Source organism: Bordetella sp. 2513F2 (assembly GCF_054642735.1).
The window spans coordinates 1643299-1665247 of the sequence record NZ_CM137755.1 but is presented as its reverse complement, the minus strand read 5'-3'; the positions used below and the strand labels follow the sequence as shown (position 1 = coordinate 1665247).

The following is a 21949-nucleotide window of genomic DNA, read 5'->3' as shown; positions in this document are numbered from 1 at the left end:
CGATGCCGCTGCGGCAGCGCCTAGACGGGCTCCATCACGCATTGCAGCGGATGCTGGCGCGCGCGGGCATACTGCGACACCTGCGCAATGCGGGTCGCGGCGATGTCGCGGGGATAGACGCCGCAGATGCCGCGCCCTTCGTGGTGCACCTGCAGCATGATGCGGGTGGCCTCTTCGTGGCTCTTGCCGAAGAACTTCTGCAGGACCTTCACCACGAACTCCATCGGGGTGTAGTCGTCATTCAGCAGCACGACCTGGTACATGGGAGGAGGCGCCGTCCGGGCGGGCGCCTTCTCGACCACCTGGTCGCGCTGGGTGTCCAAGGTTGAACTCATAGGGCGGGGACTCTAGAACCTGTTCACACGAAAAACGCCCGGCGCCGCCGCTGCCGGAAGCGCGCGGGCCGCTGCGCGCCGCATGGCGCGATTGCGGCGGGCTTGCACAACGACGCATGCTACCCGATTCCGGGCCAGCCGCAGAGGTGCGCCGCCCCCCCGCCGGCGTGGTTTCCGGCCGGCACGGATTACGCACACTTACACGCAGACATGCGGAGTTTCCATACTTGACGCCTCAAAGAAATCCAGAGCATTATCCCGGCATTCGGGAGGCTGCAACTCGCTGCTGGCCACTCCGGACGCCGGCAAGGGCTGGGCCATGCGCTGCGCCCTTCTGTCAACATACGATATCAATGAGGCAGTCCGCATGTCTGATATGACCGCAACCGCTGTCCAAGGGGACAATCCCAAGTCGACTGGCACCGTCAAGTGGTTCAACGATGCGAAGGGTTTCGGGTTCATCACGCCGGATGACGGCGGCGAGGATCTGTTCGCCCATTTCTCGTCCATCCAGATGAACGGCTTCAAGACGCTCAAGGAAGGCCAGAAGGTCTCGTTCGAGATCATCCAGGGCCCCAAGGGCAAGCAGGCGCTGAACATCACCTCGGCCTGAGCCAGGCACGCTTGCCGGCCACGGCAGTAGCAATCACCATTCCGATGGCGCGGCGCGGCCCCAGGCCTGCGCTGCAACGGTATCATCCCAGGCGGGGGCCATGCCCCCGCCTTTTCATTGTCCGCCGTACTCCCGCCCCATGTCGACACCCTTCCTCTACCGCGCCCGCGCCCTGCTCCGGGCCGTTGCCGCCGCCCTCCTGGCCACGGCCTGCAGCCTGCCCGCCGCCGTGGCGCAGGTCCCGGTCCGGCAGGCCCAGCCGCCCCTGCCCCAGACCCGCCTGGCGGCCGGCATACACGTGATCAACGCCGAAGTCGCGGCAACCGAGGACACGCGCCGCATGGGCCTCATGTACCGTACCGAGCTGCCGGGCAACGCCGGCATGCTGTTCGTCTTCGAAGCGCCCGACGTGCAGTGCTTCTGGATGCGCAATACCCTGCTGCCGCTGTCCATCGCCTTCATCGCCGATGACGGCACCATCGTCAATATCGAAGACATGGCCCCCCAGACCGACGACGCGCACTGCGCCCGCAAGCCGGTGCGCTATGCACTGGAGATGTCGCAGGGCTGGTTCGCGGAACATGGCGTGCGGGTGGACAGCCGCATCGACGGGCTGCCCTGACGCGGCCCAATCCGGGCCGCCAGGCGCAAACGGAGCCCGAGGGCTCCGTTTTTCCTGCAGCAGGCGTCAGACGCGCTCGAGCACCACGGCGATGCCCTGGCCCACGCCGATGCACATGGTGCACAGGGCGTAGCGGCCACCGGTACGGTGCAACTGATTGATCGCCGTCGTGGCGAGGCGGGCGCCGCTGGCCCCCAGCGGGTGGCCCAGCGCGATCGCGCCGCCGTTCGGATTGACGCGCGGGTCGTCGTCGGCGACGCCCAGCTGGCGCAGCACCGCCAGGCCCTGCGCCGCGAATGCCTCGTTGAGCTCGATGACGTCCATCTGCTCCAGCGTGAGGCCGGTCAGCGCCAGGACCTTGCGGGTGGCAGGCGCCGGGCCGATGCCCATGATGCGGGGCGGCACGCCGGCCACGGCCATGCCGACCACGCGCGCGCGCGGCGTGAGGCCATGGCGCGCCGCGCCCTTTTCGTCGGCCAGCAGCAGCGCGGCCGCGCCATCGTTCACGCCCGAGGCATTGCCCGCCGTGACGGTGCCGCCCTCGCGCACCACGCCCTTGAGCCTGGCCAGCGATTCCAGGCTGGTCTGGCGCGGATGCTCGTCCTTGTCGACGATGACCGGATCCCCCTTCTTCTGGGCGATCGACACCGGCGTGATCTCGGCGTCGAAGAAACCCGCTTCCTGCGCCCGCGCCGTCTTTTCCTGGCTGGCCAGCGCGAACCTGTCCTGGTCTTCGCGATTGATCTGGAAATCGTCGGCCACGTTCTCGGCAGTTTCGGGCATGGAATCCACGCCGTACTGGGCCTTCATCAGCTTGTTGACGAAACGCCAGCCGATGGTGGTGTCGTAGATGGCGGCATTGCGCGAATAGGCGCTGTCCGCCTTGCCCATGACGAACGGCGCCCGGCTCATGCTCTCGACGCCGCCGGCCAGCATCAGGGAAGCTTCGCCGGCGCGGATGGCGCGCGCCGCGGTGCCGATCGCGTCCAGGCCGGATCCGCACAGCCGGTTGAGCGTGGCACCGGGCACGTCCACCGGCAGGCCGGCCAGCAGCGTGGCCATGCGGGCCACGTTGCGGTTGTCTTCGCCGGCCTGGTTGGCGCACCCGAACAGTGCATCGTCGAGCTCGTCCCAGTGCACGCCGGCGTTGCGGGCCATCAGCGCCTTGATGGGGATGGCGGCCAGGTCGTCGGTGCGCACGGAGGCCAGCGCACCGCCATAGCGGCCGAAGGGAGTACGGATTGCGTCGCAAATGAAGGCTTGCACAGTCGTCATGGATGGCTCGTCGGTTAGCAAAGCGGAATCGGTGGACCATCTTAGCGCCGGGCTGCGGGCGCCAAAATGGTGCATCTCCCGGATGTCCAGGTAGCGGACACCCTGCTGGCGCATCGTACGCCCCGTGGTCTCGCGGCGTCTCAGCCGGGGCGCCGCTCCACCCGGCCCGCGTCCACCAGCGCCTGGCGTCGGAAACGGCCGGCCGCCGCATGATAGAAGGGCCGGGGGCAGAACTGGCGCGACACCACCGAGGCGCACAGCGCGCCCGCCAGCAGCCAGAACAGCATGGGCTGGCTGCCCGTCATTTCCATGACGACCACACTGGCCGTGAGCGGTGCCTGGGTAGCCGCCGCCAGGAACGCCGCCATGGAGACCAGCACCAGCACCCGCTGGTCCACCCCGCCTCCCGTCCAGGCCCAGATCTGCTGGCCGATGCCTGCGCCCGTGGTCAGGGCCGGCGTGAAGATGCCGCCGGGGATGCCAGCCCAGTACGACATCACGGTGGCGCCCAGTTTGGCCAGGCCGAACTCGCCCACGGGCGCCGGCTGGCCGGCCAGCATGCCGGCAGCCGCCTCGTAGCCCGTGCCGTAGACCGCGCCGGCCGTCAGCGTGCCCAGCAGCGCCAGCGCCACGCCCAGCCCGAAGGCCGACGCCAGGGGGTGGCGCCGGACGGCGTCGCGCCAGGCGAGCGGCGCAACGCCGGCCAGGCCCTTGCCGAGCAGGCGCGCGAAGACCCCGCCCAGGATGCCGTTGACCACCCCGCACAGCAGCACCCAGGGCAGCATGTGCCTGGCGAGGGCCTTTCCCGCGAATTCACCGAAGTATGGGTTGTTGCCTGCCACCGCCACCACCAGGAAGCCGGCGGCCAGCACTCCGATCAGCACCAGGCGCTGCCAGCGCAGCACCGTGCCACGGCCCAGTTCCTCGATCGCGAAGATCACGCCGGCCAGCGGCGCGTTGAATGCCGCAGCCAGGCCGCCGGCTGCGCCGGCCGCGATGAACTCCGGGGCATGGAAGCCGCGCAGCGGCACGCCCAGCCGCCGGCACAGCTGCCCCCACGCCAGCATCACGGCGGCCCCGACCTGCACCGACGGACCTTCCCGGCCCACCGACGCTCCCGCCAGCATGCCGAGGAACGTAAGGGGGATCTTCCACAACGCCTGAACCAGCGACACCAGCGAGGCCTGCGCCTGCCCCGGGGGCAGGGAAAGGGCCCCGATCACCTGCGGAATGCCGCTGCCCACGGCATTGGGAGCGAAGCGCAGCGTAGCCCAGCGCAGGCCCGCCAGGCCGAAGGGCAATACGATGAATGCGAGCCAGCCGTGGGAGGACGTCCATTCGCGGTTCCACTCGAGCGCCGCGTCCGCCATCCAGGCAAAGCCGAGCGAAACCAGGGCCACCAGCGCAGACCCGCCCAGCAGGAGCCCGAATTGCAGGCTCTTGCGCGACAACCGGCCCATCTGGCGCAGCTTGCGGCGCAGGAGACGGCGAACGGCGTACGCGGGGCGGCCGGGCCGCTCTGGGGTCGGGATGTCTGGCATGGCGAGCAAGACGAGGACGGATGGCGAAACGAACGCGCTACCTTACCACCGCCCCGGCAGGCGCCAAAGCAAGGAAAGGCCGCAGATGCCGTCCGGCGCGCCGTGGCGGGGGAAGCGGCCCGCAAAAAAATACGGCCCGGCAGGAACCGGGCCGTGTCGCGTCTGATGCGCCGCGGGCGATCAGGCAAAATCGATCAGGCGAAATCGATCAGGCAAAATTCTTGGCGGCGAATTCCCAGTTCACCAGCGCCCAGAAGTTCTCCAGGTACTTGGGACGGGCATTGCGGTAATCGATGTAGTAGGCGTGCTCCCAGACATCACAGGTGAGCAGCGGCTTGTCGGCCGTGGTGAGCGGCGTGGCGGCATTGCTGGTGTTGACGATGTCGAGCGAGCCGTCGGCCTTCTTCACCAGCCAGGTCCAGCCGGAGCCGAAGTTGCCGGCGGCGGACTTGTTGAAGGCTTCCTTGAAGGCGTCGAAACCGCCCCACTTCGCCTTGATGGCATCGGCCAGCGCGCCGGTGGGCTCGCCGCCGCCATTGGGCGACAGGCTGTTCCAGTAGAACGTGTGGTTCCAGACCTGGGCGGCGTTGTTGAACACGCCACCGGAAGATTTCTTGATGATGTCCTCGAGCGACGCGTTCTCGAACTCGGTGCCCGGGATCATGTTGTTGAGGTTGGTGACGTACGTCTGGTGGTGCTTGCCGTAGTGGTACTCCAGCGTCTCCTTGGAGATGTGCGGAGCCAGGGCGTCCATTTCATAAGGCAGGGGGGGGAGAGTATGAGCCATGTGCGCTTCCTTCTTCGTTGAGTGCAATGAGTACACGATCAAGCGGGACCAATTGTATCGGCAGTTCGGGAGGCGTTCGACCTAACCCGTGTGCCACGCAAGGTTAAATCTCCCGCGACTGCGCGAGCCGTCACGCCTTGCCCCGCGCAGGCGGGGCTGGCAGCACCTCGGCCTGCGCCTCGCCCTGCGCGAAGCGCAGCTGCAGCCGATCGCCCGCGACAAGGCGGTCTGCATCGCGCACGATGCCGCCCCCGGCGTCGCGCACGATGGCATAGCCGCGTTCGAGCGTATGCTGGGGATCGAAGGCGCGCAGCTGCGCCGCCAGCGCGGCCACGTGCGCGCGTCGCTCGTCCAGGGAGGCAGACTGGGCTCGCGACAGCTGCCGGGCCTGCGCCTGCAGACGCTCGCGGGCCCGCGCGGTGTCCGGCGCCCGATGCGCCAGCCGCTGGGCCAGCAGGGCAACGCGTCCGGCCCGGCGCGCCTCGGGCGCCCGCCACGCATTGCCCAGTCGATGGGCCAGCGCAGTCAGGCGGTCGCGCTGGTGCGCCAGGCGCTGGGCAGGGGAAACCAGCAGGCCGGAGGCGCGATCCAGCCGCTGCGCGGCCTGGTCCAGCGCACGCTGCTGGGCGCGCACCAGGGTGTGCGCGGCCTGCCGCAGCGCATGCCACAGCTCGGCGCGCGGCACGCAGGCGAGTTCGGCTGCCGCCGTGGGCGTGGGCGCCCGCACGTCGGCCACGAAGTCGACGATGGTGAAGTCGGTTTCATGGCCCACGCCGCTGATCACCGGGATGCGGCTGGCGGCAACCTGGCGCGCCAGCGCTTCGTCGTTGAAGCTCCAGAGGTCCTCGATGCTGCCGCCGCCACGCACCAGCAGCAGCGTGTCGACCTCGGAACGCCGGTTCGCCGCCTCCACCTGGGCAGCCAGCCGCGGCGCGGCGTCGGCGCCCTGTACCGGCGCGGGATAGACGATCACCGGCACCTGGGGGGCCCGGCGCGCCAGCGCCGACAGCACATCGCGCAGCGCCGCCGCCTGCAGCGACGTGACCACCCCGATGGCGCGCGGCAGGCGCGCGGGCTGGCGCTTGCGCCCGGCATCGAACAGCCCCTCTTCCGCGAGGCGCGTCTTCAGGCGCAGGAAGGCTTCGTAGAGGCTGCCCAGGCCGGCCCTGCGCATGCCGTCGGCCTGCAGCTGGTAGTCGCCCCGGGCCTCGTACAGCGAGACCCGGGCGCGGACTTCGACCTGGTCACCCGGCCGGGGCACGAAGCCCACTTGCGCCGCCCGGCTGCGGAACATCACGGCGCGCACGGAGGCCCGGCTGTCCTTGAGGGTGAAGTACCAGTGGCCGGACGCAGCCTGGGTGAAATTGGACACTTCGCCCCGCACCCACAACATCGGAATGTTGCACTCCAGCAATTGGCCCACGGCTTGATTCAGCTGGGCAACTGTGAGGATTTCCCGCGTAAATGCGTCGTTTGTGACTGAGAGTCCAAGTGTCATGAGGCTTTCCGACGCGATATATGTCCACAGGGCTGGCGAGGCGGGGCTGCATGATACCGCAGCCTGCCCGTTTTCCGGCAGCACCCCGCAGGGCCAGTAAAATCGTAGCAACCCGATGATTATTAAAGAAAAAAACCCAGCTCAACAGGTGCCCACCCCGGCCCGATCCAGCCGAAAGCCAATGTAGAAAGGCGTTCCCGCCGACTTCTACACAGAATTATCCACAGAAACTGTGGATAGCTTTGGCAGCCCGGCTTGCCACCCTCCCCTCGCGGCCGTTACAGTTCCGGCCTGTGCCGAACGCGGACATCTCCGCCCCGGCCCGCGCTTCCGGAGTCCTGTTTTGTTAGCCATCATCCAAGCCGCAGGCTGGCCCATCTGGTTCCTGCTGGCACTCTCGCTGGTGGGCCTGGCGCTCATCGCCGAACGCCTGCTGTCGCTGCGCCGTGGCCTTGTGCTGCCGCGCGGCCTCACCGAGCAGGTGGGCGAGATGTTGCGCAATCGCCAGGATACGCCCGAAGCCCTGGCCCGCCTGGAACGCAATTCGCCGCTGGGCCGCGTCCTCGCCGAAGTCCTGCGCCAGCGGCACCTGCCCCCGGCCGAGCTGCGCGCCGCCGTGGAAGACGCCGGCCGTGCCGTCGCGCACGATCTCAACCGCTATGTCCCCGCGATCGGCACGATCGCGATGGTGGCGCCGCTGATGGGTCTGTTCGGCACGGTGGTGGGCATGATCGAGATCTTCGGCGCCTATACCCCGGGCAACACCGATCCCGCGCAGCTGGCGCACGGCATCTCGGTGGCGCTCTACAACACCGGCTTCGGCATCCTGATCGCCATCCCGGCCATGATCGCGCACCGCTGGCTGCGCTCGCGGGTGGACGGCTACCTGCACGTCATGGAACAGGCCGCAGCGCGGCTGGCGCGGCTGGTCTCCCCGCCGGGCCGCCACGGAGACCGCCCATGAACTTCCGGGGCAGGCATGCCGGCGGCGACGAGCTGGACATCAACCTGGTGCCGCTCATCGACGTGCTGCTGGTGATGCTGATCTTCCTGGCTGCCTCGACCACTTTCGCACGCTACACGCAGCTCGAAATCGCGCTGCCGCAGGCGGCCGCCGACCAGGAGATGCCGGCCGCGCTGGAAATCGCGGTCAGCCAGGACGGCCGCTATGCCCTCAACGGGGTGCTGGTCGAAACCGCCGGGCCGGCCGGGGCCCAGGCGCTGGCCCAGGCGCTGGGCCAGGCCGCGGCCGGGCTGACGCAGCCGGTGCTGGTCATCCATGCCGACGCCCAGGCCACGCACCAGGCCGTGGTGAACGTCATGGAGGCGGCGCGCCTGGCCGGCATCGCGCGGGTCAACTTCGCGGCCCGCTCCGCCCCGTGAACCTGCCTCCCGCCCTCTTGCGCCTGGTCGAACGCCAGTGGCGCCGCGGGGGCTGGCTTGCCAGCCTGCTCGCTCCCCTGTCCGCCGTCACGGCGCTCGCCGTGCGGCGCAAGCGCGCCCGCTACGCCAGCGGCCGGCGCCGGGCCTATCGCCCGGCAGTGCCCGTCGTGGTCATCGGCAACATCTACGTGGGCGGCACCGGCAAGACACCCGTCGTCATCGCCACGGTGCAGGCCCTGCGCCAGCGCGGCTGGAATCCCGGTGTGGTCAGCCGGGGCTATGGCGTGCGCCTGGATGCCGGCCCCCGGGTCGGCCGCGGCGCGCTGGATCCGGCCGAGTACGGCGACGAGCCAGCGCTCATCGCCCGCGCGAGCGGCGCGCCCATCGGCGTGCACCCGCACCGCGCGCAGGCCGCCCGGGCGCTGCTGCAGGCGCATCCCGACGTCGACGTGCTGGTATCGGACGACGGCCTGCAGCACCTGGCGCTGGCGCGTGACCTGGAAATCGTGGTGCAGGACGAGCGCGGCGTAGGCAACGGCCGCCTGCTGCCCGCGGGTCCGCTGCGCGAGCCGCCGGAGCGGCTCGCGGAAGCGGACCTGGTCATCACCCGGCTCGCCTCGCCCCCGCGCAGCGCGGCCGCCGTGCCCGACGCCGCGCCGACCGCTACGCGCCACATACAGATGTGGCTGCAACCGGCCGCGGTGCGCCGCCTGGTGGACGGCGAGGAGCGCCGGCTGGCGGATTTCTCCGGCCCGCTGGCGGGTCGCGTGGCGGCGGCGGCCGGCATCGGCCAGCCGGCGCGCTTCTTCGAAACGCTGCGACAGGCCGGCATCGAGTTGCGCCAGACCCTGGCGCTGCCCGACCACCACGCCTATGCCGGATCGCCGTTTGCCGGACTCGACGCGGATCACATCCTGATCACCGCCAAGGACGCGGTCAAATGCGCCCGCCTGGGCGACGCCCGCCTATGGTCCGTGGAGGTGTCGGCGTGCTTCTCCGACCCCGGCTACGGCGATTGGGTGTCGCAGCGGCTGCGCGAGGCAGCCGACAGGCTCGCGGCACACTGAACTGCGCTCCAACCGGCCCGGCGCAGCGCGATGCCGGCCCATGCAAATCGTCACGCATCAGTTGCCGCACAACGGCCGGCGCCCGCGGTTTGTGCTTTAGAATCGCGCCATGGAATCCCGCTTGCTCGACATTCTCGTGTGCCCCCTGTGCAAGGGGCGGCTCGAACACGACCGGCCGCACGCCGAACTCATCTGCCGCGCCGACCGGCTGGCCTTTCCCGTCCGGGACGGCATCCCCGTGATGCTGGAGTCGGAGGCCCGCCCACTCGACGCCGCGCCCGCCGGCACCACGGCGTAAGGGCCGGGCGTGGGCTTCATCGTCCTGATCCCGGCGCGCGCCGCTTCCACGCGCCTGCCCGGCAAGCCGCTGGCCGACATCGCCGGCAAGCCCATGGTGGTGCGCGTGGCGGAACGGGTCGCGCAGTCTGCGGCGGCAAGCTGCCATATCGCAACCGACGACGCCCGCGTCGTGGAGGCCGCGCAGGCGCATGGCCACGCCGCCCTGCTCACCCGTGCCGACCATCCCACCGGCACCGACCGCCTGGCCGAGGCCGTGGACCTGCTGGGCCTGCCCGACGACGCCATCGTGGTCAACGTGCAGGGCGACGAACCGCTCATCGAGCCCGAGCTGATCGATGCCGTGGCCGCCCGCCTGCGCGATACGCCTGCGGCAGACATCGCGACCTGCGCCTGCCCGCTCTCCGACGCGCAGGCGCTGTTCAATCCCAACGTGGTCAAGGTGGTGTGCGCCGCCGACGGACGTGCGCTGTATTTCTCGCGTGCACCGATTCCCTGGGCGCGCGACGCGCTGGCAGGCGGGGGGCGCGTGGTGGCGCCCGGGCTGCCGGCCCTGCATCACATCGGCCTGTATGCCTACCGCGCCGCTTTCCTGCGGCGCTATCCCACCCTGCCCCAGGGCCTGCTCGAGCGCTACGAGTCGCTGGAACAGCTGCGTGCGCTCGAGCACGGCCACGCCATCGTGGTGCATCGCGCCGAGCTGCCGCCGGCCGCCGGCGTGGACACGCCGGAAGACCTCGCCCGCGTGCGGGCCTGGTACGCAAATCGGTTATAAGGGTTATTTCGCATCTCGCGGTCCGGTATCGGGTGCTGCGTTGCGGCATAATCGGCCCCGACCACACAAAAACGAAACCTCATCAGGAGCACTCATGCGTCTCATCCTGCTCGGACCGCCGGGCGCCGGCAAAGGCACCCAGGCAGCCTTTCTGACCCAGCACTATGGCATCCCGCAGATCTCCACCGGCGACATGCTGCGCGCCGCCGTGAAGGCAGGCACCCCGCTGGGCATCGAAGCCAAGAAGGTCATGGACGCCGGCGGACTCGTGTCCGACGAGATCATCATAGGCCTGGTGCGCGACCGCCTCGCCCAGCCCGATTGCGCCAATGGCTATCTGTTCGACGGCTTCCCCCGCACCATCCCGCAGGCCGACGCGCTCAAGCACGCGAACGTGAAGCTCGATTATGTCGTCGAGATCGAAGTCCCCGACTCCGACATCATCGAACGCATGAGCGGCCGCCGCGTGCATCCCGCCAGCGGACGCAGCTATCACGTGCGATTCAATCCCCCCAAGGTCGAGGGCAAGGACGACGTCACCGGCGAACCCCTGGTGCAACGCGACGACGACCGCGAGGAAACCGTGCGCAATCGCCTGGCGGTCTATCAGCAGCAGACCCGCCCCCTGGTCGACTACTACGCCAACTGGGCACGCGACGACGCCGCCAACGCGCCGAAATATCGCAAGATCTCCGGCGTCGGCACGGTCGACGAAATCAAGGTTCGCCTGGAACAGGCGCTGCAGAGCTGAACGCCGGCCGGCCTGCGGGCCGGCCCGCCTTCCCTGTCTTTCCTTCAGATCGCCAGACAAGAGAGTCGAAATGGAAATCGCCAATAAGGTATTCATCGTCACCGGCGGCGCCTCCGGCCTGGGCGCCGGCACGGTGCGCATGCTGGTCGAGCACGGCGCCAAGGTCGTCATCGCCGACCTGCAGGACGAGCCCGGTCAGGCCCTGGCCACGGAGCTCGGCCAGCGCTACGTGCACTGCGACGTCACCCAGGAGGCCGACGGCCAGCGCGTCGTGGCCGAAGCCGGCCAGCTCGGCGCGCTGTTCGGCCTGGTGAACTGCGCCGGCGTCGCCCCGGCCGCCAAGATCGTCGGCAAGAACGGCCCGCACCCGCTCGAACTGTTCCAGAAGGTCGTCTCGATCAACCTGATCGGCAGCTTCAACATGATGCGCCTCGCGGCCGAGGCCATGAGCGCCAACACGCCCGAGCCCACCGGCGAACGCGGCGTGCTGATCAATACGGCTTCGGTGGCAGCATTCGATGGCCAGATCGGCCAGGCGGCCTATTCCGCGTCCAAGGCGGGCGTGGTCGGCATGACCCTGCCCATCGCCCGCGACCTCGCGCGTACGGGCATCCGTTGCATGACCATCGCCCCCGGCATCTTCGGCACGCCCATGATCTTCGGCATGCCCCAGGAAGTGCAGGACTCCCTGGCCGCCAGCATTCCGTTCCCGGCGCGGCTGGGCCGCCCCGAAGACTACGCCAAGCTGGTCCACAGCATCATCACCAACGACATGCTCAACGGCGAAACGATCCGCCTCGACGGCGCGATCCGCATGCCGCCGAAGTAAGGCGCCACCGCTGCGGGCGCCGTCCCCCTGGCGGCGCCCAGTTCCCCACGCCCCATGCCACTGCTACGCTCGGCCGCCACTGTCAGCGGCTTCACGCTGTTATCGCGCATCAGCGGCCTGGTGCGCGACATCCTGATCGCGCGCGCCTTCGGCGCCGGCCCCCTGACCGACGCGTTCTGGGTGGCCTTCCGCATCCCCAACCTGTTGCGCCGCCTGTTCGCGGAGGGCGCCTTTTCCCAGGCCTTCGTGCCCATCCTCGGCGCGGCGCGCACCGAGCACGGCGACGCCGCAGTGCGCGGGCTGCTCGACCGCGTCGCGCTGCTGCTCACGATGGCGCTGATGCTGCTGACCGTCGTCGGCATCCTGGCCGCGCCCTGGGTCGTGTCCGCCATGGCCAGCGGCCTGCGCGCCGACGGCGAGACCTTCGAGGCCGCAGTCTGGATGACCCGGGTGATGTTCCCCTACATCCTGTGCATGTCGCTGATCGCATTCGCCTCCGGGGTGCTCAATACCTGGCGGCGCTTCGCCGTACCGGCGTTCACGCCCGTTCTGCTCAACCTCAGCATGATCGGCGCCTGTCTCTGGCTGGCGCCCCGGATGGAAGTTCCCGTCTACGCCCTGGCGCTGGGCGTAATGCTGGGCGGCCTCGCGCAGCTCGCGGTGCAATGGGCGGCCCTGATGCGGCTGGGCCTGGCACCGCGCCTGTCGTCGGGGCCCCGCGCGGCCTGGCGCGACCCCACCGTGAAGCGCATCATCAGGCAGATGGGGCCCGCCACCCTGGGCGTATCCGTGGCCCAGGTTTCCCTGCTCATCAATACCAACATCGCCACCTGGCTGCAGCCCGGCAGCGTGACCTGGCTGTCGTTCGCCGACCGCCTCATGGAATTTCCCACCGCGCTGCTGGGCGTGGCCCTGGGCACCGTCCTGCTGCCCAGCCTGTCCGCGGCCCACGCCCGCCAGGACACGGACGGCTACAGCAGCCTGCTCGACTGGGGCCTGCGGCTCACGCTGCTGCTGGGGCTGCCTGCGGCGGTAGGCATGGCGCTGCTGTCCGACGGCCTCGTCGCCACGCTGTTCCACTACGGCGCATTCGATGCCCAGGACGTGCAGCAGACCCGCATGGCGGTCGTCGCCTACTCGGTCGGACTGATCGGCCTGCTGGCCGTGAAGATCCTCGCGCCCGGCTACTACGCCCGGCAGGACATCCGCACTCCCGTACGCATCGCCGTGATGGTGCTGGTGCTCACCCAGCTGCTCAATGCCGCATTGGTCCCGGTACTGGCGCATGCCGGCCTGGCGCTGGCCATCGGGCTGGGGGCCTGCGTCAACGCACTGCTGCTGCTGGCGGGCCTGCGGCGCCGTGGCGTCTACCGGCCGGCCCCCGGCTGGACTCAGTTCATGCTCAGGCTGGCGCCCGCGCTGGCGGCGCTGGCCGGCGTGCTGTACTGGACCAGCCGGCACATCGACTGGCTCGCGCTGCAGTCCCATCCCGGCCACCGGGCGCTCTGGCTGGCCGGCGTGCTTGCCGCGTGCGGGCTCGCCTACTTCGCCGCCCTGGCACTGGCCGGTTTCCGCCCTGCCGACTTCACGCGCCGTCCGCGTTCCTGAGTCGCCACGACCTAGGGTAATCCCTTGTAGGCGGCGCACAAAATGCGTCGACACCTGTTCCGAATTGGGGTAAATTTTCGTAAGAATAATTAATTAACATCCTGCAACCTGCTACTACCGTCGTGGCAGCTTTCGTCCTCATGCCTGCGGGCCCAGCGTGGAAAAAGACTTCGATCCAGCCCTCGCGTCGCCGCTGTCGGACCAGGTCGTCAACTGGCTCCTGCTCCTGCGCTCGGGCCGCGCGACCCCGCATGACTACGCAGACTTCATAGCCTGGCGCGGCGCCGATCCGCGCCACGAGAACGCCTGGCAGCAGCTCACCGGCAGCCTGGGCTCGCCCAGCGCGGGCCGCCTGAGCGACGCCTATCCCCTCGCTCCCGTACCCCGGATAGAAGGCTCCGCCGCTGCGGCGCGCCGCGCGGCCAGCGCCCCGGCCCGCCGGCGGTTCATGGGCGGCGTCGCGGCGCTCGCCACGGGTGTGCTGGCCGGTGGCGGCTATCTCGCCACGACCGCCCTGCCGCTGGGCGCCCCTTCCGCCGACGCCGCCACGCAGACCGGCGAACGCCGTCGCTACACGCTCGCCGATGGCAGCCGGCTGCTGCTAAACGCACGCAGCCGGGTCAATTTCGAATTCACCTCCACCTACCGCCTGATACACCTGCTGGCCGGCGCCGTCTCGGTGGAAGTGGCCGGCGACGCCGCCCGCCCCTTCCTGGTCCGCACGGCCGAGGGCGTGGTCCGCAGCAACAACGACGCCCGCTACATGGTGCGCCAGCAGATGCACCGCACGCTGGTCGTGGTGCACTCCGGAGAAGTCGGCATCGAGACGCACACCGGCGCGCGCGCCAGCGCGGCCGGCAGCACCGGCCTGCGCTTCGACTCCGCGCGGGTCGGCCCGGCCCGCAGCGATCTCATCGCCGACGCCGCCTGGGAACACGGATGGATCGAGGCACACGGCCGGCCCCTGGCCGAGGTGGTGGCCTCGCTGCGCCCTTATCATCCCGGCACGTTGCGCGTCAGCATGGCCGCCGGCGGCCTGCCCGTCTACGGGCGCTACCCGCTCGACGACCCGGCCGAGGTCCTGGATACACTCGAGCGCGCCATGCCCATCCAGGTGCACCGCTTCACCCCCTGGTTCGTTTCCATCGGAGTCGCCCAGGCCTGAGGGCCTATGGCGCATATCGGCCGTTTGCCTTGCAATCCCCGGCAAAGCTGCTACAATATCCGACTTTGCCGAATTCACACTCCATTTAAAGCAATATGGCCAACACCGCTCAAGCCCGCAAGCGCGCCCGTCAATCCGTGGAGCGCAACAAGCACAATTCCAGCCTGCGCTCGATGCTGCGTACCGCCATCAAGCGCGTGCGCCAATCCATCGCTGCCGGCGACAAGGCCGCGGCTGGTGAAACGCTGCGCAAAGCCACCAGCGTCATCGATCGCGTGGCCGACAAGAACATCATCCACAAGAACAAGGCTGCTCGCCACAAGAGCCGCCTGGCCGCTGCCGTCAAGGCACTGGCCTGACTCGTGGCCGCCGCCCTTCCCGGGCGGCACTGAATTACGGCAAACAGAAGGATGCCCTTGGGCATCCTTTTCGTTTTGGGCTGCGGCTGCGCTGCGGTCAGAAAGGAAACGTCGGGAAGGAAACGTCAGGAAGGACACGTCAGGAAGGAAACGCCTCGCGCAGCGCGAAGACGGCCTGCTTGTACACGCCCAGGTCGGTGCCTACGGCCACGAAGTGCATGCCCATGTCGAGATAGCGCTGCGCATCGGCCGCGACGGGCGCGAGGATGCCCACGGCCTTGCCCTGGGCGCTGATGCGGGCATGCAGGTGCCGGATGGCCTCCTGCACTTCGGGGTGGCCGGGATTGCCCAGGTGGCCCAGCCCGGCCGCGAGGTCGGAAGGGCCGATGAACACGCCGTCCACCCCGTCCACCGCCGCGATCGCGTCCACCGCCTCGATACCCGGACGGCTCTCGATCTGCAGCAGCACGCAGAGGTTGTCGTTGATGGTGGCGAGGTAGTCGGGCACGGTCCCGTAGCGGTTGCTGCGCTGCATGCCTGCCACGCCCCGGATGCCCTGGGGCGGGTAGCGGGTGGCCGCCACCGCCCGCCTCGCGTCGTCTTCCGACTCGATGAAGGGAATCAGCAGGTTGTAGAAACCGATATCCAGCATCCGCTTGATCTCCACCGGATCATTCCAGCTCGGGCGGCCCACGGCCGCGCTGGCGCTGCCCTGCAGGGCCTGCAATTGCTGCAGGAGGAGCGGCACCTCGTTGGGCGAGTGCTCGCCATCGAGCAACAGCCAGTCGAAGCCTGCCAGCCCCGCCATCTCGGCCGTGATGTGGCTGGTCATGCACATCCAGAAGCCGATCTGCCTTTGGCGGGCCAGGATGCGCTGGCGGAATCTGTTGGGTAGGGGTGAATTCATGCGTGCTCCGTCGTGTGGGGGTGATGTCGGTGCGTCAGTGGATTTCCGGCTCGCCTGCGTCGGCCTGCCTGCTGCGCGTCTGCAGGAAATCGAAATCGCATCCCGTGTCGGCCTGCCCGATGTGCTTCAGGTAGAGCACGCCGAAGCCGCGCTCGAACTTGGGCGCGGGCGGCTGCCAGGCGGCTTTGCGGGCCGCCATTTCCTCGTCGGAGATCAGCACATCGAGGCGGCGCGCCGGGACGTCCAGGGCGATCAGGTCGCCCGTGCGCACCAGGGCCAGCGGCCCGCCCACGTAGGCCTCGGGCGCCACATGCAGCACACAGGCGCCATAGCTGGTGCCGCTCATGCGGGCATCGGAAATGCGGACCATGTCGCGCACGCCCTGCCTGAGCAGCTTCTGCGGGATGGGCAACTGGCCCCACTCCGGCATGCCGGGCGCGCCCTGCGGGCCGGCATTCTGCAGCACGATCACGCTGTCGGCGTCGACGTCCAGGCCGGGATCGTCGATGCGCTCGGCCATGTCGTTGTAATCGGTGAACACCACGGCCCGGCCCGTATGCACCTGCAGCCGGGACTCCATCGCGGGCGGCTTGATCACGGCGCCGTCGGGGGCCAGATTGCCGCGCAGCACCGCCAGGCCATCGCGCTCCACCAGCGCCGTGCTGCGCGAGCGGATCACGTCGTCATTGAACACCCTCGCCCCGGCGATGTTCTCGCCCAGCGTGCGGCCATCCACCGTGCGCTGCGAGGTGTCGAGCAGATCGCCCAGCTGCGCCAGCAGCGCGCGCAGGCCGCCGGCGTAGTAGAAGTCTTCCATCAGGTACTTGCCCGCGGGCCGCAGGTTGGCCAGCACCGGCGTGCTGCGCGCCAGGTGGTCGAAGCGATCCAGGTCCAGGCCGAAGCCGGCGCGCCGGGCCATGGCCACCAGGTGCACCACCGCGTTGGTCGAGCCCGACAGCGCCAGCACCGTGCGCACGGCATTGTCGAACGAGGCGGAGGTCAGCAGGTCCGAGGGTTTGAGGTCCTCCCAGACCATGTCGACGATGCGCTTGCCCGATAGGCTTGCCATCTGCGCATGGCGCGAGTCGGGCGCGGGAATCGACGAATAGCCCGACAGGCACAGGCCCAGCGCTTCCACGGCCGCCGTCATGGTCGAGGCCGTGCCCATGGTCATGCAGTGGCCCGGGGAGCGCGCGATGCCGTCTTCCACCCCCTGCCAGTCTTCCTCGGTGATGTTGCCGGCGCGCAGTTCGGCCCAGTATTTCCAGGTGTCGGAGCCCGAGCCCAGCGTGTTGCCATTCCAGTTGCCGCGCAGCATGGGCCCGGCCGGCACGAACAGCGTGGGAAGGTCCATCGACAGCGCCCCCATGATCAGCGCCGGCGTGGTCTTGTCGCAGCCACCCATGAGCACGCAGCCGTCGGCCGGGTACGAGCGCAGAAGCTCCTCGGTTTCCATGGCCAGCAGGTTGCGGTAGAGCATGGTGGTGGGCTTCTGGAACGGCTCGGACAGGCTCATGGCCGGCATTTCCACCGGGAAGCCGCCTGCCTGCCAGATGCCGCGCTTCACCTCTTCCACGCGCTGCTTGAAGTGGCTGTGGCAGGGATTGATGTCGCTCCAGGTGTTGATGATGGCGATCACCGGCTTGCCCGCATAGTCGGAGCGGTGGTAGCCCATCTGCGCCGTGCGCGACCGGTGCCCGAAGGACCGCAGGTCTTTCACGCCATACCAGCGGTGGCTGCGCAGCTCCTCGGGGCGCTTGCGTCGGGGGGAATCGCTCATGTCTCGGTCTCCTTGTTCTCGTCGGTATTGGCACGCCTGCAGACGGCCGGCTCGCAGCCAGGCCTCAGCGCCCGCCGGCGTCCAGCAGATAGGGAACGCCGCAGCGCTCGCACAAGGCGCGCAGGCGCCCGGCCAGTGCCGCAGGGATGGGCACGCCCGCCTCCAGGCGGCGCGCGCGCTCGGCCATCTCGGGATCCCCCGGCACCAGCACAGGCTGCGCGGGATCGGCCGGGGGCGTGGCATGCATGGTATCGATGAGCTCGTCCATGTCCGCGCCGAAACCGCCGCCCTCCCGGAAGGCCGCAGGGTCCAGCGCCAGGAAGAAGTGGCCGATGTCGTCGGGATCCCCAGGCCCGCGGCGTGCCGCATGGCGCGCCGCCAGCGCGCTGCCGCCCAGCGTGCCGCCCAGTATCTGAGCCATCAGCGCCAGGCCATAGCCCTTGTGGCTGCTCATGGCGGGCGTGCCGCCCAAAGGCGTGAGGCCGCCTTCGGCATGATGGAAGATGTACTTCATGGCCTGGGCGGGGTCGGTCAGGGGCGCGCCGGCGCCGTCCACGGCCCAGCCCGCGGGCAGCGTACGGCCATGGAAGTCGTAGACCTTCACCTTGTTGGCGGCCACCGTGGTGGTGGCCATGTCGAGGACCAGCGGCGGATGCCGCGACGCGGGCGCGCCGAAGGCGATGGGATTGGTGCCCAGCACCGGCATGGCGCCGTGCGTGGGCACCATGATGAGCGTGGTGGCGCTGCTGGTGACCAGGGCCACCAGGCCGCGCTCCACGGCCAGCCGCGCGTACACGCCTGCCGCCCCGAAATGATGGGAGTTGCGCACCGCGACGGCGCCGACGCCATGCGCCAGCGCCTTGTCGATGGCCATGCGCATGGCCTGGGCCGACACCGGATGCCCCAGGCCACCCATGCCGTCGAGCAGCGCGCTGGCTCCCGCGTCGCGCACCACCCGGGGCTGCGCATCGATGCGCAGCGTGCCCGCGCGCAGCTTGTCTTCGTAGCTGGGCAGCATGGAAATGCCATGGGAATCCACGCCCAGCAGATCGGTTTCGGCCATCAGGCCGGCCGCCACGCCCGCCGGATCGGCGTCCATGCCCCACGCGCGCAGCACGCGCTCGATCTGTTCGCGCACCCGTTCTATGCGTACGCCGGCCGTGCCGGCTCCTGCCGCTTCCACTTCACTGTCTCCCCGGGGCCGTGCCGCCCCGCGTCATTGTTGTCGTACCCCGCGCCGCGGCCGGCACGGCCGCCGCGGCGCGCACCCGGCCGGGCGCGCTAATCCCGCTCCCTGTCGACCAGCCTGTGCCTGGCCTGGCCCAGGTGGAACTGCATCGCCACACGGGCCCGCTCGGCGTCCTGCTCGCGTATCGCCGCCAGAATGGCGCCATGCTCGTCGGCCACGCGCTGGGCGCGCTGGCGCGAGCCCGTGCGCGTGAGGCTGAGGGTCAGGCGCATGAAGCCGCTGATGGACTCGTGGATGCTTTCCAGCACGCCCGGAAAGAAATCATTGCCGCTGGCATCGGCGATGCTGGCATGGAACGCAAGGTCGGCCTCGGGCGATACCCTGCCGTCCTCGAGCTCGCGCACGAACGCGGCATGGGCGTCGGCGATGCGCTGCAGGTCGTCGTCGGTGCGCCGCAGCGCCGCCAGGCGCGCGGCCTCGGCCTCGAGCGCCAGGCGGACCTCCTGCGCACGCAGATAGGCGCCGACGTTGTGTACGTCGCCGAAAGCCTTGAGCCGGGGTGCCGGCTGATGGCTCACGAAGGTGCCCAGCCCCTGGTGAGCGGTGACCAGGCCATCGGCGCGCAGCCGCAGCAGCGCCTCGCGCACCACCGGCCGCGACACGCCGAAACGGTCGCAGATCTCGTGCTCGGAAGGCAGCTTGTCGCCCACGTTGAGCGCCCCGGAGGCGATCTGCTCGAAGATCTGCCCATACAGCTGGTCGGCCAGCCGCACCCGCTGCCCACGCTCCAGCTGCAGCGAAACGCCGCCTGCGGCGGCGGGCGCGGATGCGGGTGCTTGCTTGCGGACCACTCGGACTCCCGTGTGCAATGAGCCCTACATGGTAATGGCGTTCGCGCCGCGGCGCAGCCGTCGGCGGGCGAGGCCCGCCGCAGCGCCCCTCACCGGGCTCTTCATGCCGCCGCCGTCATGGCCGCGTCGGCCGCATACAGCGCGCGGGCCACCGGCGCGACGCGCTGGCGCTGGGCTTCGTCGAGCCCGGTGAGCAGCGGCAGCATGGGCCCCATGTCGGCCACGCCTGCAAGCGTGACGGCATCGTGCAGCACCCGGATCGGGCTGATGTCGTCCCGGCAATCTTCCAGCGGCAGGTAGGCCTGGCGCACCTGCTCGGCTTCGTCGAAACGGCCTTCGTGCAGCAGGCGCAGCAGGCGCATGGACCCGCGCGGCGCCACGCACACCGAACCCGAGGTGAAACTCTGCAGGCCGAACTGGCGGAAGTGCACGATGGCCGGCCGCTCGCCGATGCCGCTGACGATCCAGCGCGATTCGACCGCCTCCCGCAGCGCCGCCAGGTAGGGATCCCGGGCGGGATCCTCTCGGACCACGGCGTACTTCAGCGCGGCGATGCGGCCTTCCTCGATGAGGCGAGCCACGGTGGCGGGCGCCAGGTAGTCCGCGCTTTTGATATACACCACCGCCGGCCGGTCCAGCGCATCGCTGAAGCGGCGGATGCCGTCGGCCAGGCCCGCGTCGGTGTAGGGGAACGACATGGGCAGCAGCATCGCCGTGGGAAAGGCGCGCGAGCGCAGGATGGCAGCCTGGTCCATCAGCTTGCCGTAGTCCGGCCCGGCCGACGGCAGTACCCAGGTATCGCTGCCGGCCGCCTCGGCCAGGAAGTCGACGAGCCGCGCGTACTCGCTCACGCCCACGTTGTAGAAGTTGGCATTGCCGCCATACATCACGCTGCGCACGCCGCCCGCCTCGAGATGGCGCAGCAGCGCCTGGTTGGCGGCGGCGTTGAGGCTGAGATCGGCATTGCGCGCCAGGGGCGGCACGGCAATCACGGACCGTTGCAGGTCGGCAGCGGTGACCGGGGTGGTTTTCATCGGCGTCTCCTCGGGATGCGTCGGTATAGGTGGTGTCGTGCATGCCGGCCGCACGGACCGGGCATATCGGGCGAAACGTATACGGGCGAAACGTATACTTGATTGACAAGTTAGAAGCCTATACCTATATTGTCTTACAAGCAAGGCCAGAGGGTTCCGTCGCGACGCGCGGCCGGCGGCGCCCGTCCCAACTACAAGCACGCGCATCCAGGAGACACCGTGAACCGATTGCTCTGCGTACTCGCCCTTGCCGGGGCCTCCCTCGTCGGCAGCCAGTCCGTCCTCGCCGCCGACGACTATCCCAGCAAACCCGTCACCGTCATCGTGCCTTTCGTGCCCGGCGGCTCGTCCGACATCACCGCGCGTTCGGTCACGCCGGGGTTGTCCCAGATCCTGGGCCAGACCTTCGTGGTGGAGAACAAGCCCGGGGCCAACAGCGCCATCGGCGCGCAGGCGCTGGCGCGGTCGGAGCCCGACGGCTACACGATGATGGTGGGCTCGATCGGCACCTTCGCCATCAATGAAGGGCTGTACAAGAACCTGTCATACAACCCCAGCAAAGACTTCACCTACCTCACCCAGGCGGTGCGCAACCCCAACGTGCTGGTGGCGCCGCCCTCCTTCCCGGCCAACAGCGTCGCCGAGCTGGTGGAGTACGCCAAGAAGAACCCCGGCAAGGTCTCGTATGCGTCGTCCGGCACCGGATCGTCCGACCATCTCTCGGCCGTGCTGTTCCGCCAGCGCACCGGCACGACGGGCGTCGACGTGCCCTACCGCGGCGGGGGCGCCGCGATCGCCGACCTGATCGGCGGACAGGTCAACGTGTCGTTCCAGAACCTGGGCGCGGTGCAGACCCACGTGAAGGCCGGCAAGCTCAAGGCCCTGGCCGTCACGGGCGAGAAGCGCGCCACCGACCTGCCCGACGTGCCCACCCTGGCCGAAGCCGGCATTCCCGACATGGTGGTCTATTCCTGGCAAGGCTTCGCCGTGCCCAAGGGCACGCCGGAGCCCGCCGTGCAGAAGCTGTCCGATGCCCTGCGCAAGACGCTGCGCGATCCCAAGGTCACCCAGACGCTGCAGGGCCTGGGCTTCGAGGTCGTGGCCAACACGCCGCAGGAATTCGCGGCGTTCCAGCAGGACGAAGTCAGGCGCTGGAAGGACGTCATCCAGAAGAGCGGCATCGAGCTGCAATAAGCGCCCGGCGCGGCCGGCGGCGGCCCTCCGGGTGCCGCCGGCCGCGGTATTCAAGTAGGATTCTGGCTTTCCCACCCGCAATCGCAGAT

At 69.4% G+C, this 21949-nt stretch carries 23 protein-coding genes; 13 read left to right on the top strand and 10 right to left on the bottom strand.

Features of this window, described 5'->3' with window-relative positions; genetic code table 11:
- Nucleotides 1-20: 20 nt before the first annotated feature.
- Entirely contained in the window at nucleotides 21-335 is a 315-nt protein-coding gene (gene clpS / locus ACYBYQ_RS07920; protein ID WP_459618200.1) for an ATP-dependent Clp protease adapter ClpS, read from the bottom strand.
- A 367-nt stretch (nucleotides 336-702) separates the two neighbouring features.
- Here clpS and ACYBYQ_RS07915 point away from each other — a divergent pair, with 367 nt between their 5' ends.
- Nucleotides 703-948, top strand: coding sequence for a cold-shock protein (locus ACYBYQ_RS07915; protein WP_066133678.1), 246 nt, complete (start codon nucleotides 703-705; stop codon nucleotides 946-948).
- A gap of 139 nt (nucleotides 949-1087) precedes the next feature.
- The gene (locus tag ACYBYQ_RS07910) at nucleotides 1088-1570 is read left to right on the top strand and encodes a DUF192 domain-containing protein (protein ID WP_459618199.1); all 483 of its coding nucleotides are present in this window, start codon (nucleotides 1088-1090) and stop codon (nucleotides 1568-1570) included.
- Nucleotides 1571-1636: 66 nt separating this feature from the next.
- Here ACYBYQ_RS07910 and pcaF read toward each other — a convergent pair whose 3' ends face one another.
- The 4 genes from pcaF to xseA all read right to left on the bottom strand — a co-directional run bounded on the left by pcaF (nucleotide 1637) and on the right by xseA (nucleotide 6671).
- Complete coding sequence (gene pcaF / locus ACYBYQ_RS07905) at nucleotides 1637-2845, bottom strand: 3-oxoadipyl-CoA thiolase (protein ID WP_459618198.1); 1209 nt, start codon at nucleotides 2843-2845, stop codon at nucleotides 1637-1639.
- A gap of 140 nt (nucleotides 2846-2985) precedes the next feature.
- Complete coding sequence (locus ACYBYQ_RS07900) at nucleotides 2986-4377, bottom strand: chloride channel protein (protein ID WP_459618730.1); 1392 nt, start codon at nucleotides 4375-4377, stop codon at nucleotides 2986-2988.
- A 217-nt stretch (nucleotides 4378-4594) separates the two neighbouring features.
- Complete coding sequence (gene sodB, locus ACYBYQ_RS07895; RefSeq protein WP_459618197.1) at nucleotides 4595-5173, bottom strand: superoxide dismutase [Fe]; 579 nt, start codon at nucleotides 5171-5173, stop codon at nucleotides 4595-4597.
- Nucleotides 5174-5303: 130 nt separating this feature from the next.
- Nucleotides 5304-6671 (bottom strand): exodeoxyribonuclease VII large subunit, encoded by a 1368-nt coding sequence (gene xseA, locus ACYBYQ_RS07890; RefSeq protein WP_459618196.1) that lies wholly within the window; start codon nucleotides 6669-6671, stop codon nucleotides 5304-5306.
- A 343-nt stretch (nucleotides 6672-7014) separates the two neighbouring features.
- Between xseA and ACYBYQ_RS07885 the strand changes: the two genes are divergently transcribed.
- From ACYBYQ_RS07885 to rpsT, 10 genes are all read left to right on the top strand, one after another.
- The gene (locus tag ACYBYQ_RS07885) at nucleotides 7015-7635 is read left to right on the top strand and encodes a MotA/TolQ/ExbB proton channel family protein (protein ID WP_459618195.1); all 621 of its coding nucleotides are present in this window, start codon (nucleotides 7015-7017) and stop codon (nucleotides 7633-7635) included.
- Entirely contained in the window at nucleotides 7632-8054 is a 423-nt protein-coding gene (locus ACYBYQ_RS07880; protein ID WP_459618194.1) for an ExbD/TolR family protein, read from the top strand. Before ACYBYQ_RS07885 ends, ACYBYQ_RS07880 begins: the two co-directional genes overlap by 4 nt.
- Nucleotides 8051-9121 (top strand): tetraacyldisaccharide 4'-kinase, encoded by a 1071-nt coding sequence (gene lpxK / locus ACYBYQ_RS07875; protein WP_459618193.1) that lies wholly within the window; start codon nucleotides 8051-8053, stop codon nucleotides 9119-9121. Before ACYBYQ_RS07880 ends, lpxK begins: the two co-directional genes overlap by 4 nt.
- Nucleotides 9122-9230: 109 nt before the next feature.
- Nucleotides 9231-9419, top strand: a complete 189-nt coding sequence (locus tag ACYBYQ_RS07870; protein WP_459618192.1) for a Trm112 family protein — start codon at nucleotides 9231-9233, stop codon at nucleotides 9417-9419.
- A gap of 9 nt (nucleotides 9420-9428) precedes the next feature.
- On the top strand, nucleotides 9429-10193 hold the full coding sequence (gene kdsB / locus ACYBYQ_RS07865; protein ID WP_459618191.1) for a 3-deoxy-manno-octulosonate cytidylyltransferase: 765 nt from the start codon (nucleotides 9429-9431) through the stop codon (nucleotides 10191-10193).
- A gap of 94 nt (nucleotides 10194-10287) precedes the next feature.
- On the top strand, nucleotides 10288-10944 hold the full coding sequence (gene adk / locus ACYBYQ_RS07860; RefSeq protein ID WP_459618190.1) for an adenylate kinase: 657 nt from the start codon (nucleotides 10288-10290) through the stop codon (nucleotides 10942-10944).
- Between the two features lie 70 nt (nucleotides 10945-11014).
- Nucleotides 11015-11773: a 3-hydroxyacyl-CoA dehydrogenase gene (locus ACYBYQ_RS07855; RefSeq protein ID WP_459618189.1), complete on the top strand. Its 759-nt coding sequence runs from the start codon at nucleotides 11015-11017 to the stop codon at nucleotides 11771-11773.
- Between the two features lie 54 nt (nucleotides 11774-11827).
- A complete protein-coding gene (gene murJ / locus ACYBYQ_RS07850; RefSeq protein WP_459618188.1) occupies nucleotides 11828-13381 on the top strand; it encodes a murein biosynthesis integral membrane protein MurJ in 1554 nt (517 codons plus the stop codon).
- 157 nt (nucleotides 13382-13538) lie between these two features.
- Complete coding sequence (locus ACYBYQ_RS07845; RefSeq protein ID WP_459618187.1) at nucleotides 13539-14546, top strand: FecR family protein; 1008 nt, start codon at nucleotides 13539-13541, stop codon at nucleotides 14544-14546.
- Between the two features lie 95 nt (nucleotides 14547-14641).
- A complete protein-coding gene (rpsT, locus tag ACYBYQ_RS07840; RefSeq protein ID WP_459618186.1) occupies nucleotides 14642-14905 on the top strand; it encodes a 30S ribosomal protein S20 in 264 nt (87 codons plus the stop codon).
- A 139-nt stretch (nucleotides 14906-15044) separates the two neighbouring features.
- On the opposite strand, the gene garL is transcribed toward rpsT, so the two are convergent.
- The 5 genes from garL to ACYBYQ_RS07815 form a co-directional block, all read right to left on the bottom strand.
- Complete coding sequence (garL, locus tag ACYBYQ_RS07835; RefSeq protein WP_459618185.1) at nucleotides 15045-15812, bottom strand: 2-dehydro-3-deoxyglucarate aldolase; 768 nt, start codon at nucleotides 15810-15812, stop codon at nucleotides 15045-15047.
- A 34-nt stretch (nucleotides 15813-15846) separates the two neighbouring features.
- Nucleotides 15847-17592 (bottom strand): L-arabinonate dehydratase, encoded by a 1746-nt coding sequence (gene araD / locus ACYBYQ_RS07830; RefSeq protein WP_459618184.1) that lies wholly within the window; start codon nucleotides 17590-17592, stop codon nucleotides 15847-15849.
- Nucleotides 17593-17656: 64 nt separating this feature from the next.
- On the bottom strand, nucleotides 17657-18691 hold the full coding sequence (locus tag ACYBYQ_RS07825; RefSeq protein WP_459618729.1) for an Ldh family oxidoreductase: 1035 nt from the start codon (nucleotides 18689-18691) through the stop codon (nucleotides 17657-17659).
- Between the two features lie 182 nt (nucleotides 18692-18873).
- Nucleotides 18874-19632, bottom strand: a complete 759-nt coding sequence (locus tag ACYBYQ_RS07820; protein WP_459618183.1) for a FadR/GntR family transcriptional regulator — start codon at nucleotides 19630-19632, stop codon at nucleotides 18874-18876.
- 101 nt (nucleotides 19633-19733) lie between these two features.
- Nucleotides 19734-20666 carry a dihydrodipicolinate synthase family protein gene (locus tag ACYBYQ_RS07815; protein WP_459618182.1) on the bottom strand — a complete coding sequence of 311 codons (933 nt, stop codon included), beginning with the start codon at nucleotides 20664-20666 and terminating at the stop codon, nucleotides 19734-19736.
- A gap of 219 nt (nucleotides 20667-20885) precedes the next feature.
- Here ACYBYQ_RS07815 and ACYBYQ_RS07810 point away from each other — a divergent pair, with 219 nt between their 5' ends.
- Entirely contained in the window at nucleotides 20886-21860 is a 975-nt protein-coding gene (locus ACYBYQ_RS07810) for a Bug family tripartite tricarboxylate transporter substrate binding protein (RefSeq protein WP_459618181.1), read from the top strand.
- Nucleotides 21861-21949: the final 89 nt, after the last annotated feature.